The organism is Methylobacterium sp. CCH5-D2 (genome assembly GCF_001556475.1).
GTDB lineage: Bacteria > Pseudomonadota > Alphaproteobacteria > Rhizobiales > Beijerinckiaceae > Methylobacterium > Methylobacterium hispanicum.
In genome coordinates this window covers 1-10,377 of record NZ_LSIX01000129.1, presented here as the reverse complement: position 1 = coordinate 10,377, position 10,377 = coordinate 1, and the positions used below count along the sequence as shown (strand labels likewise).

The 10,377-nt window shown below is 71.6% G+C and carries 12 protein-coding genes and 3 pseudogenes; 11 read left to right on the top strand and 4 right to left on the bottom strand.

Going from position 1 to position 10,377, the window contains the following annotated elements; translation table 11 throughout:
* From AX737_RS34020 to AX737_RS34015, 4 genes and pseudogenes are all read left to right on the top strand, one after another.
* Positions 1-203, top strand: a pseudogene (locus tag AX737_RS34020) (hypothetical protein); the annotation flags it as partial.
* Positions 200-586, top strand: a complete 387-nt coding sequence (locus AX737_RS02760; RefSeq protein WP_066918828.1) for a hypothetical protein — start codon at positions 200-202, stop codon at positions 584-586. The pseudogene AX737_RS34020 and the gene AX737_RS02760, both read left to right, overlap by 4 nt.
* A 69-nt stretch (positions 587-655) precedes the next feature.
* Positions 656-910, top strand: coding sequence for a type II toxin-antitoxin system Phd/YefM family antitoxin (locus AX737_RS02755; RefSeq protein ID WP_066918826.1), 255 nt, complete (start codon positions 656-658; stop codon positions 908-910).
* Positions 903-1,334, top strand: coding sequence for a hypothetical protein (locus tag AX737_RS34015; RefSeq protein ID WP_066918824.1), 432 nt, complete (start codon positions 903-905; stop codon positions 1,332-1,334). The genes AX737_RS02755 and AX737_RS34015 overlap by 8 nt, the downstream gene beginning before the upstream one ends.
* Positions 1,335-2,041: 707 nt before the next feature.
* Here the strand turns inward: AX737_RS34015 and AX737_RS02745 are convergent.
* Together AX737_RS02745 and AX737_RS02740 are read right to left on the bottom strand one after the other, a co-directional pair.
* The gene (locus AX737_RS02745; RefSeq protein ID WP_066918822.1) at positions 2,042-2,266 is read right to left on the bottom strand and encodes a hypothetical protein; all 225 of its coding nucleotides are present in this window, start codon (positions 2,264-2,266) and stop codon (positions 2,042-2,044) included.
* Positions 2,259-2,561, bottom strand: coding sequence for a hypothetical protein (locus tag AX737_RS02740; RefSeq protein ID WP_066918820.1), 303 nt, complete (start codon positions 2,559-2,561; stop codon positions 2,259-2,261). Before AX737_RS02740 ends, AX737_RS02745 begins: the two co-directional genes overlap by 8 nt.
* A 452-nt stretch (positions 2,562-3,013) precedes the next feature.
* Here AX737_RS02740 and AX737_RS02735 point away from each other — a divergent pair, with 452 nt between their 5' ends.
* On the top strand, positions 3,014-5,167 hold the full coding sequence (locus tag AX737_RS02735; protein ID WP_066918818.1) for a ParB/RepB/Spo0J family partition protein: 2,154 nt from the start codon (positions 3,014-3,016) through the stop codon (positions 5,165-5,167).
* A 23-nt stretch (positions 5,168-5,190) separates the two neighbouring features.
* On the opposite strand, the gene AX737_RS02730 is transcribed toward AX737_RS02735, so the two are convergent.
* On the bottom strand, positions 5,191-5,667 hold the full coding sequence (locus AX737_RS02730; protein ID WP_066918816.1) for a MucR family transcriptional regulator: 477 nt from the start codon (positions 5,665-5,667) through the stop codon (positions 5,191-5,193).
* A 369-nt stretch (positions 5,668-6,036) separates the two neighbouring features.
* On the opposite strand from AX737_RS02730, the gene AX737_RS34010 reads away from it, so the two are divergent.
* The 5 genes and pseudogenes from AX737_RS34010 (at position 6,037) to AX737_RS35295 (ending at position 8,618) form a co-directional block, all read left to right on the top strand.
* Positions 6,037-6,207, top strand: a complete 171-nt coding sequence (locus tag AX737_RS34010) for a hypothetical protein (RefSeq protein WP_197430431.1) — start codon at positions 6,037-6,039, stop codon at positions 6,205-6,207.
* Positions 6,208-6,342: 135 nt separating this feature from the next.
* Positions 6,343-7,142: pseudogene (locus AX737_RS31740) on the top strand (IS5 family transposase).
* Between the two features lie 75 nt (positions 7,143-7,217).
* The gene (locus tag AX737_RS02720; protein ID WP_156453497.1) at positions 7,218-7,451 is read left to right on the top strand and encodes a hypothetical protein; all 234 of its coding nucleotides are present in this window, start codon (positions 7,218-7,220) and stop codon (positions 7,449-7,451) included.
* 527 nt (positions 7,452-7,978) lie between these two features.
* On the top strand, positions 7,979-8,299 hold the full coding sequence (locus AX737_RS02715) for a DUF736 domain-containing protein (RefSeq protein ID WP_066918809.1): 321 nt from the start codon (positions 7,979-7,981) through the stop codon (positions 8,297-8,299).
* Between the two features lie 175 nt (positions 8,300-8,474).
* Positions 8,475-8,618: a hypothetical protein gene (locus AX737_RS35295; protein ID WP_245293386.1), complete on the top strand. Its 144-nt coding sequence runs from the start codon at positions 8,475-8,477 to the stop codon at positions 8,616-8,618.
* Between the two features lie 18 nt (positions 8,619-8,636).
* Here the strand turns inward: AX737_RS35295 and AX737_RS02705 are convergent, their stop codons facing one another.
* Positions 8,637-9,131: a MucR family transcriptional regulator gene (locus AX737_RS02705; RefSeq protein ID WP_197430430.1), complete on the bottom strand. Its 495-nt coding sequence runs from the start codon at positions 9,129-9,131 to the stop codon at positions 8,637-8,639.
* Between the two features lie 278 nt (positions 9,132-9,409).
* Between AX737_RS02705 and AX737_RS02700 the strand changes: the two are divergent.
* A pseudogene (locus AX737_RS02700) lies at positions 9,410-10,377 on the top strand (methylase); the annotation flags it as partial.

Sequence of the window (10,377 nt, the reverse complement as noted above, 5' to 3'; positions counted from 1 at the left end):
CCGAGCCGTTCGAGGAGATCGCGCTGGTCGGCAGCCGGCTCTACCTCGACATGATGGAAGCGCTGGTGACGGGTTTCGTCGCCATGGGCTGCGTCCGGGGCAACGCCCGGGTCACCGTCATCAACGGCGCGATCGGCCTGATGCGGCGGGATCTGCGGCTCTGGCTGCACGAGTGCAGCGCGCTCGGGGGAGGGGGGCCATGACCGCCTGGGCCGGGCACAACGGCGGGCCGGAGCTGGACGCGCCGGCCGACCCCCGCCCGGGCCGGTGCCGGCACTGCCGACACTGGAAGGCCCCCTCGGACGAGGAGCAGCGCGCCTACGAGATGTTCCGCCTTGGGCTGTCGCACCGGCGCGTCAAGCGGCCGACGGGCGCCTGCGACCGGGTTCTGGTCGGCAACAACCCCAGGCCGGCCTTCTCGGCCACCTCGGCCGAGTTCGGCTGCGCGAACTTCGAGGCAGCACCGCCGCCACCGATCCCGCGGGGCGGGGGCTTCGTCACGATCTGGCAGGACGGCTGCGTCGCCTGGCAGGGCAGGGAGGAGGAGATCCCCGCGCGTTTCCATCAGGACGATCTCGGCCTGTGACCATCCCTGCCGGTCGATATCCGTAGGATCAATGATATATGGATTTCATGGATGAGGAGGAGGCGTCCCATGCGCTCGTTCACCACGGCCGACCTGAACAAGCAGGTCGGCGAAGTCACTGACGCCGCCCAGCGCGCGCCCGTCGTGATCACCCGTCGCAGCAAGCCCCGGTTCGTCCTGATGAGCCTGGAGCACTACGAGGCCTTGCGCGGACCGGACGATCCACGCCGGGCCTTCACGATCGAGACCATGCCCGACGATCTGCGCGACGGCCTGCTCCAGGCGGCGGACGCCTACGAGCGGGAACACGGCGGCGATGACTGAGTCCCCGGAAACCGGCCTCGTCGTCCGCTACAGCTTCCTCTGGCCGCGCGAGCACGATCACGGCGAGCGCGAGGGCCGGAAGGATCGCCCGGTCTGCCTCGTCGTTCCGGTGAACGTCGGTCCGGGCGCCGTGGTGGTGTTTCCCATCACGACGCAGGAGCCCCTCGCGGGCCGGTTTGCGGTCGCCGTTCCGGAGACTGAGCGGCGCCGGCTCAAGCTGCCGGGCGACCGGCCGTGCCGGATCATGCTCGACGAGGCCAACAGCGATGTCATGCCGGGCTCGTTCCACCTGCTGCCGCTGGGGACGCGCCCGCTGCGCTACGCCTACGGCCGGTTCAGTCCGGCCTTCATGCGTCTCGTCCTGCGGACCCTGGCCGACCTGATCCGCGCCCAATGGGTGCGGATGGTCCGCCGGGAACGCTGAAGGCGAAGGGGCGTCGGTGCCACCGGTCGACGGCACCCAGGTCAAGCCATGCGATCCACCGACTGATCTTGCAGTTGGGACTCGGCGCTTACATCTCTGCTACATGCGGCCGTCGAGCCGGCGTCACGAGAGGAGCATCGCATGCGTTGCACAGCCCCGAGCCAGCGACCCGTCCGCCGCCGGGTCCGGATCATGCCGATCGCCCCGAACGCATAGCCGCGAGCGTATGTTCGGGAGACCTGACCGCGTCCGCGTCGGGATTGTGCCGGGATCGCGCTTGGAGCCGATCGGCAAGCAACGCCGCGCGCTGTCGGCAGATACAACTCTGAGACGCTTGTTCGCGGCGCGGCCGGAACCTTACTGTGCGACGCGGGACGGCGATGGTGTCGCCGTCCCGTGCCCGTCCAGGGCATCCTCAACAGACTCAGGCCGCTCCTCACGGGGCGGCCTTTTCCGTATCGCCTCGATGCCGCCTCAGCGCCACCGATCGCCCGTGTTCCAGCCTGGCTCCCGGCCGTCCAGCCGGGCGATCTCGACGGCCACGCGCGACCAGAACCGATGCCGACGCTTGTCACCGCGGCCGACGGCGCGCGCCCGATCCCGCGCCAGCCAGTAGGCTCGGCCGCCGTAGCAGGCCAGCATGACCCGGGCCCGGGCCCGGGCCCGGATCCGCGCCCGGCGGCGCGCCGATCGCAGCTAGCACATCGCTAAGTGCCGATGCCGGGTCCCGGCGGATCTCCCGTCGCCGCGTCGTTCGCCGGCCAGCCCAGGAGCGCGAGGATCGCGCCGAGGTTCGTCCGGAGCCGGACGAGGTGCCGGTCGCGCGCGCGCCAATCGCGCCAGGCCAGCGCGGCGAGATAGGCGCGGCCGAGTTCGTCCAGATCAGCCGGATCTACGCGCGGATCCCGGGCAAAGCGGCTTCCGTCAGGCATGGCGGGGCCTCCGGTGCGTTCGATAGCGGCATGGCCAGCGCGCGCCGGGTTCCGGTGGCAGTCGGGCGGTCAGCCCGCGCGGCACGTAGCCGAGGGCATCCAGGAGGTCGCGCAGTGCGATGAAGCGCCGATGGCGTTCGCCGTCCGCGACCAGCCGATCTCGCTCGCACACGCCCGGGACCGCGCTCCGGACCGCGTGCTCGACCCGCTCCGCGTGGGCGAGAGCCGCGATGGTGAGACGATGTGCGCCGATCACCCGCCGTTCCAGGGCCTCGCGATCGAGCGAGCGGTGCATGGACCCACTCTCCGGAAGGCCCGTGTCCGCGGTGCGCCCCCGCAAACGAGCCTCGACCACCCACAGCCGGGGAGTTGGAAAACCGTAACAAGACGGTCCCTACGACCTTTAGCACCGGGGCACCTGGACATGCGTCGCAGGCTCCCCGACCACGAAGGTCAAGGATTCCGGTGCCCAAGCCGGCGGGCACCAAACCGCTTGTTAAGGGGTTTCCACGCCCCAGGGCGGCGCGTACCGCCCCGCCGGGATCATAGGCGCGCAGGCCGCGCCGATCCAGCGTGCCGCTTGGCCCGCCGTTGAGATGTCCATGCGGCGGCCTGACCGTGCCCGAACCTGTCCCGGTCGCCGGTGCGTGCGGCGCTGCCCTCTAGAGGAAGAGGGGGCGCTGCGCTGCGTGACGGATCAGAGGATCGGGAGAGAGGCTTCCGGTCGCCGTCGCGAAGGATAGCCCGATGGCTACCACTCCCCAGAAGATCACCCTCGCCCCGGCCCGGCCGATCCCCTTCAACAAGCTCGTGCTGAGCCAGGCCAACGTGCGCCAGGTGAAGGCCGGCGAGTCGATCGAGGAACTGGCCGCCTCGATCGCCCGGCGCGGCCTGATCCAGAGCCTGCACGTGCGCCCGGTCCTCGACGGGGAGGGGGCGCAGACCGGCATGTACGAGGTGCCGGCCGGCGGGCGCCGCTACCGTGCCCTGGCGCTGCTGGTCAAGCAGAAGCGCCTGGTGAAGACCGCGCCGGTGCCCTGCATCGTCTCGGAGGCCGGGGGCGGCGTCCTGATCGACGAGATCTCGCTCGCCGAGAACGTCGAGCGCGCGCCGCTCCACCCGCTCGACCAGTTCCGGGCCTTCCAGGCGATGCGCGACAAGGGCATGACCGAGGAGGCGGTCGCGGCCGCCTTCTTCGTGCCGGTTACCGTGGTCAAGCAGCGCCTGCGCCTCGCCGCGGTCGCGCCCGCGCTCCTCGACATCTACGCCGCGGACGGCATGACGCTCGAACAGCTCATGGCCTTCACCATCACGCAGGACCATGCCCGCCAGGAGCAGGTCTGGGAGGCGGTGCGCAATAGCTGGTCGAAGGAGCCCTATCAGATCCGGCGCCTGCTGACCGAGAAGGCGGTGGCGGCCGGCGACAAGCGGGCGGTGTTCGTGGGGGTCGAGGCCTACGAAGTGGCCGGCGGCATCGTCCTGCGCGACCTGTTCGAGGCCGACCGCGGCGGCTGGCTGCAGAACGTGGCGCTGCTCGACCGCCTCGCGGGCGAGAAGCTCAAGGCCGCGGCCGAGGCGGTCGCCGCCGAGGGCTGGAAGTGGGTCGAGGTGGCGATGGGCTTCCCCTACGGTCACCAGACCGGCCTGCGCCTGGTCTACGGCGAGCCGGTCGCGCTGTCGCAGGAGGAGCGCGAGACGATCGACGCGCTCACCGCCGAGCAGGAGCGCCTGATCGCCGCGTACGAGGCGGACGAGGAACTGCCGGAGGCGGCCGACGCCCGGCTCGGCGAGATCGAGGCGGCGCTGGAGGAGCTCTCCGACCGGCCGCTGCGCTACGACCCGGCCGAGATCGCCCGCGCCGGCGCCTTCGTCAGCCTCGGCCATGACGGCCGGCTCCAGGTCCAGCGCGGCTACGTCCGGCCCGAGGACGAGGCGCCGGCCGAGGCCGAACCGCAGGGCGAGGCCGGCGGCGGCGAGGGCGGCGTGCAGGCTCCGGCGGGCGGTGGAACGGCCGCCGGGCCGACGGTGCAGCGGGCGATCATCACGATCGGCGGCGCTCCGGTCGCGCCCCAGCCCGAGCCGGAGGAGGAGGACGGCCTGCGCCCGCTGTCCGACCGCCTGCTCTGCGAGCTGACGGCGCACCGGACCCTGGCGCTGCGCGACGCGGTGGCGAACGATCCCCAGGTCGCGCTGACGCTGCTGCTGCACAAGCTGGTGCTCGACACCTTCCGCTTCCGCACCGCCCAGGGCTGCCTGGAGGCCAGCGTGCGGGAGGTCCACCTCGCTGCGCAGGCCGACAACCTGAAGGACAGCGCCTGCGCCCGCGCGGTGGCCGAGCGGCACGCGGCCTGGAAGGCCGAGCTGCCCGAGGACGACGACGCGGTCTGGGATTGGCTGGCCGTGCTGGACGAGGGCAGCCGCATGGCGCTGCTCGCGCACTGCGTCAGCTTCGGGGTCAACGCGCTGCACGAGAAGCCGAACCCCTACGGCGGCATGGGCGTGAGCGAGCACGGGCTGCGGATGCGGCTCGCCCAGGCCGACCGGCTGGCGCGGGCGACCGGGCTCGATATGGCGGCGGCGGGCTGGCGGCCGACCGTGGGCAACTATCTCGGCCGGGTAACCAAGGCGCGCATCCTCGAGGCGGTGCAGGAAGGCGCGGGCCCGGACAAGGCGCAACTCCTCGACCACCTCAGGAAGGGCGAGATGGCCCGGGAGGCCGAGCGCCTGCTGTCCGAGACCGGCTGGCTGCCCGAGCCGCTGCGCCTCGCCGCGGACCTCGACGCCGCGGTGGAGGCACCGGAGCAGGTGGCAGGTGCGCAGGAGGCCGAGGCGTTGCCGGACTTCCTGGCGGGCGACGCCGTCGACCCGGCGCACGCGGCCTACGCCGTCGCGGCGGAGTAGCCGCCGGGCAGGCGCGGGCGGCCTCAGGCCGCCTGCGGCTTCCGGCGTCCACGCTGCGCGGGCGCCGCCGGTTCGGGCGAGTCTGGGTCCGGATCCGCCGCTCGCCGGCTGTGGCCGAGGCCGAGTGCGTGCGCGAGGCTGGAGCGATGCGCCGAGTAGGCGGCCGCCACCATCGGGTAGTCCGCAGGCAGCCCCCACTTGGTCCGGTACGCCTCGGCCGTGAGACCCCGCGTGCTGAGGTGGCGCCGCAGGGTTTTGTAGGGCCGGCCGTCCTCGAAGCTGATCAGCGCCTCCGGGGTGATCGACCGGCGGATCTGGGCCGGCGTGGGTTGGACCAGCTCGCGCGCCTCCGCCTGCGCCTCCTCCTGCCGCCCGAGGCCGGCGAGGCTGGCATGGACCGCCCCGATCAGGGCGGCCAGCTCGGCCATGGGCAGGTGGTTGTTCGACACGTAGGCCGTCACGATCCCGACCGTCAGCTCCACCGTCTCGTCCGCGCTCATCGGAACCTGATCTCCGCCGGGGCTTTCGAGCGATCGACGTGAGGTGAGGCGACCGGCGCCGTCAATCATCCGCCGGTTGAGGCCGAGGCTTTCTCAGTACAGACCGTTGGCGTCTGTCGTCCGGCCGGCCCGCACGAGGTTCGACGGCGACACGGACCGGCGCGCGTGCCCGGGTCCACCCCGCTCTCGAAGGCGCCGACCCTCTGGTCGCTCCCGGGGCCTTCCACGATCAACCCTCAGGGGGTCCGCTCCGCATGCGCGGGCGGCCGCTCCCGGCTGTCGCCGTGTTCGCGGTGATCGCGGCCCCGTCCGGACCGTTCGGGCGCCTGTCGAGCGGGGATGGCCCCGCCCCAGGACGGGAGCCGGACCATGGCGCACGATCTCACCCTCGCCCGCAGCAACGCCTACCACCTCGCCCGCACCCTGATGGTCTGCGTGACCCTGTTCCGGTCCGAGGGCGGCTACGGCGTGATGCCATCCGACGAGTTCGACGGCGACCCGGCGAGCGTCATCCTTGAGTTCGACCCCTTCGAGGGCTGAGCCCGTCTCGGAGCCGGCGCGAGCTCGTCCCCGCGGCGGGTATGTCCCGCGCTGCCCCTGACCTGCGTGGTGCGCGTTTTACTTAAGAGCGTCTAACAGAACGGGCACGGATCGCCTGAACAGGCGTTGATTGGGATGGCTCGCCCGCTTCTACCCGACGATCCCTGGCGTGAGATCGCCCCTCTTCTGCCGCCGCCCCGGCCGCGTCCGAAGGGCGGTCGCCGCCCGATCGAGAACCGGGCGGCGCTGACCGGGATCCTGTTCGTGCTCAGGTCTGCCCTGGGAGATGCTGCCGGCCGAGATGGGCTGCGGCTGCGGGATGAGTTGCTGGCGCCGCCTGCGCGACTGGCAGGAGGCCGGTGTCTGGTCACGGCTGCATCAGGTGCTGCTGGAGCGTCTGCACGCGGCCGGGCAGATCGACTGGAGCCGGGCTTGTCTGGACAGCGCGTCCGTCCCGGCCAAAGAGGGGGCCTGCCACCGGCCCGAACCCGACGGATCGGGGCAAGCCGGGTACCAAGCGCCACCTCGTCACGGATGCGCGCGGCACGCCGCTCGGTCTCGGCCTGAGCGGGGCCAACCGGCACGACAGCGTGATGATGGCAAAGACCCTCGATGCCATCCCGCCCCTGCGCAACGGCCGGCGCGGACGCCCACGACACCGGCCCGACAAGCTGCACGCCGACAAGGCCTACGATGCCAAAGCACGCCGCCAGGAGTGCCGGGCGCGCGGGATCGTGCCGCGCATCGCCCGCAAAGGCATCGAGAGCAGCGAGAGGCTCGGCCGCCATCGCTGGGTCGTGGAGCGCACCCACGCTTGGTTCAACCGTTTCCGCCGCCTGCCGGTCCGCTACGAGCGACGCGCCGACATCTACGAGGCCTTCACCAGCATCGCCGCAAGCCTCATCACCCTCAACCAAATCAGGCGGTTCTGTTAGGCGCTCTAAGTGGGTGCGCCTTGCATCGGCGTGCGCCACTGCGTGCCGCTCGACATCCCCAGTAGGGCGCAGGCCATGGCATTGTTCTTCTTCGATACCTCGGGGCCGGGTGGCGCCTTTCAGGATGAGGTCGGGTGCGACTGCGCCGGGAGTGAGCCCGCGCGGTCGCTGGCGCGACGGACTCTGTACGACATCGCCGCCGATACGTGCCCCGACGCCGATCAAGCCGCCTTCACGATCCGCGTGCGCGACCTGACGGGCGCGGAGGTCTACCGGGCAACGATCGCCCTGACCGGCGTCGGGTCGTAGTCCGGACATCGGGAAAGGCTTCGGCCGCCTCGCCGATGACGGAGTGACGGTTCCGCCGGCGGCGGGCCCGAGCGTGAGCCGAAGATGCCCCGCCGTTCCACTCCCGTCACGCAAGCCACCGATAGTCCTCTGCACGTCGGACGGGGGCGGCGGCAGCCGCAGCGAACGCTCCTCGACGGGTCGCGCGCGGGCCGGGGCCCGTGCGAGCGGCGTCGCGGAGCCGGTTCCGGAGGAGGGGGAGCCGGGGCCGGCCAGGGTTCACCGCGTATTCCAGTGCACGGCCGCAGCCCACGGCCTCGTGATGGGCTTGGTCTATCCGGGGCGTCCGGGACCACCGCAACGGCGGGGCCCGGGTTTCTTCCCCGCCGCCTGCGGCGTCTCCTCGCGGGACAAGAAACCCGTTCCCCGGTCGTCCTCCGCTGCGCTGCGGCCTGCACGCAGGTGCGGCGCCGGGCCGCCTCCGGCTCACCGACCGCCATCGAGGCCGCAGGGGCGCGGCCGAGAGCAACCGGACGAGGAGAGACACCATGGCGACCATCGGCACCTTCACCCAGACCCAGACCGGCTTCACCGGCGACATCGCCACCCTGACCATCCAGGCCCGCAAGGTCACGATCGTGGCGGAGAGCCGCGGCGGCGAGAACGCGCCCACCCACCGCATCTTCCTAGGCAAGGCCGAGATCGGGGCCGGCTGGGCCAAGCGGTCGCGCGAGGAGCGGGACTACATCTCGATCAAGCTCGACGACCCGAGCCTGCCGGCGCCGCTCTACGCCGCCCTCTACGGCGAGGAGGACGGCAAGACCTTCTCGCTGGTCTGGACCCGCTCCAGCGGCCGCCGCCGGGACTGAGCCTTCAGCCCTCGACGCCCCGCCCCGACGGGCGGGGCGGGATCCCCCGATACACGAAAGACACGGGACGATGGCTTACGCGTTCGATACGCTTGGATATTCCAAGGCCCTGCGCGCGGCCGGCATCTCCACCGAACAGGCCGAGGCGCACGCAGAAGCCGCTTAGGCGTTCATCATGGTCGAACCCGTCACGAAGGAGGATCTGCGCACCGCACTGGAGTTGCAGACGCTCCAGATGACGGTGCGCCTTGGGGGAATCGTTGCAGCAGGGTTCGCGGCCATGTTCGCGGCTCTGGCCGCCCTAATCAAGCTGACTTGACCGAGACCCGCCCGCGCCTCAGGGCGCTGCCGGCCTGCCCCGTCGGCGCCTCTTTCCCAGCCTCCTCGGATCGGGTTCGACCGGCGGGTTCTTGCCCCTGGTCCGGTCCCAGTAGCCGAGCCCCACCTGCAGGGCGTTGTCGGCCCGCTTCTTCCGGTAGAATGTCGGCATCATCGGGTAGTCGTCCGGCAGGCCCCACTTCGCCCGGTACGCCTCGGGCGTGAGCCCGCGCCGGGTCAGGTGCCAGTCGAGCTTGTGGTAGGGCTTGCCGTCCTCGAAGCTGACCAGGTACGTCTCGCCGATCGAGGCCTTGATCTCCTCCTCGGTCGGAGCATGGTCGCCGACGGGCAGGGCCGCCTGCCCCGGCGGACGGCGGACCGCCTCCAAGCCGCTCACCGGACGGTTCAGGGAGCGGAGCACCTCGCCCACCACCGACACGAGCTCGATCACGCCTTCGGGGGGCAGCCTGTTGCCCGTGACGTACCCCTTCACGATCCGGGCCGTGTTCGACACGATCCAATCCGGATCGCTCGCGTGCGGTCGTTCCAACCGTCCTGTTCCCCCGTGTCATCACACGGGAGTTAAGAGGGGTGGATCGCGGGTTCGGTCAATCGTCCTAAAGTACAAAAAAACTAAACGGTGCTTTGTAAAAATCTTAACAACGCTCGGGATGAGCGGACATCAGTAGAGCGTGCATGCAACCAGAGTGAGAGGAGGCCTGCCGGCAGGTGAGCCGGCGGTAGGGCAGAGAGAGCCCTGGTGGCCGGCGCGATCCCGCCAGGAGGCCGCCCGTGAACGTCTCGATCCTCGCCAGGCACGTCCAGGCCAGCACCGCCCTCACCCCGAGCCCGAGCCCGGCCGCGATCGTACAGGCGGCCAGCCACATCGCAGCGTGTCTTGCAAAAGGGAGGCCGGTCGAGACTGGCACCCTGCGCAGCGCCATTGCGGCGGCCTGCGGCGGCAGCGACACCGACGGCCTGTGGCTGTGGAAGGACGCCTACGAGGCCGGCGAGGTCGCGCAGATCCTGTTCCTGCGCCGGTTCTGGCCGGCGATCCGGGCCAAGGCGCCCACCCCGGCCGCGCGGCTGGCGATGCTGGCCCGGATCGCCAGCCTGCTGCCGACCCAGACCCGCCGCTCCGAGGAGAGCGTCGCCTTCCAGCAGTTCTCGACCCCGCTGGAGATCGGCTACGTCGCCGCGCTCGCGGCCGGCCTGCGGCCGGGCGAGCGCCTGCTGGAGCCCTCGGCCGGGACCGGCCTGCTGGCGGTCCACGCCGAACTCGCCGACGCGAGCCTGCACCTCAACGAGCTGGCCGCGACCCGGGCGGGCCTGCTGCGGGCGCTGTACCCGGCCGGCAGCGTCACGCAGCTCGACGCCGCCCAGATCCATGATCGCCTGGCCGAGGACGTGGCGCCGAGCGTGGTGCTGATGAACCCACCCTTCAGCGTGGCCGCTCACATTACGGGCCGCTACCGCGACGCGACTGGCGATCACCTTCGCTCGGCCCTCTCCCGCCTTGCCCCGGGCGGACGCCTGGTGGCGATCACCGCTGACAACTTCCGGCCCGACCGGCCGTCCACGGCCCCCGCCTTCGCAGGCCTGGCCGAGCGGGGCGGGCGGCTGGTGTTCTCCGCCGGGCTGTCGGGGCGGGCCTACGTTCGCCACGGCACCACCGTCGACGTGCGCCTGTCGGTCTTCGACCGCGTACCGGCTGGAGAGGCAGGTGAGGCGGTGGCGCCGCTCGGGTTGAGCCCCGATCC

Bases quoted from the DNA above. Each gene is read 5' to 3' on its own strand.
- AX737_RS34015 (WP_066918824.1), top strand. From the start codon at position 903: ATGACTGAGTCCCCGGAAACCGGCCTCGTCGTCCGCTACAGCTTCCTC.
- AX737_RS34010 (WP_197430431.1), top strand. From the start codon at position 6,037: ATGGCGCACGATCTCACCCTCGCCCGCAGCAACGCCTACCACCTCGCC.
- AX737_RS02740 (WP_066918820.1), bottom strand. From the start codon at position 2,561: ATGCACCGCTCGCTCGATCGCGAGGCCCTGGAACGGCGGGTGATCGGC.
- AX737_RS02760 (WP_066918828.1), top strand. From the start codon at position 200: ATGACCGCCTGGGCCGGGCACAACGGCGGGCCGGAGCTGGACGCGCCG.
- AX737_RS35295 (WP_245293386.1), top strand. From the start codon at position 8,475: ATGGTCGAACCCGTCACGAAGGAGGATCTGCGCACCGCACTGGAGTTG.
- AX737_RS02745 (WP_066918822.1), bottom strand. From the start codon at position 2,266: ATGCCTGACGGAAGCCGCTTTGCCCGGGATCCGCGCGTAGATCCGGCT.
- AX737_RS02720 (WP_156453497.1), top strand. From the start codon at position 7,218: ATGGCATTGTTCTTCTTCGATACCTCGGGGCCGGGTGGCGCCTTTCAG.
- AX737_RS02735 (WP_066918818.1), top strand. From the start codon at position 3,014: ATGGCTACCACTCCCCAGAAGATCACCCTCGCCCCGGCCCGGCCGATC.
- AX737_RS02715 (WP_066918809.1), top strand. From the start codon at position 7,979: ATGGCGACCATCGGCACCTTCACCCAGACCCAGACCGGCTTCACCGGC.
- AX737_RS02755 (WP_066918826.1), top strand. From the start codon at position 656: ATGCGCTCGTTCACCACGGCCGACCTGAACAAGCAGGTCGGCGAAGTC.
- AX737_RS02730 (WP_066918816.1), bottom strand. From the start codon at position 5,667: ATGAGCGCGGACGAGACGGTGGAGCTGACGGTCGGGATCGTGACGGCC.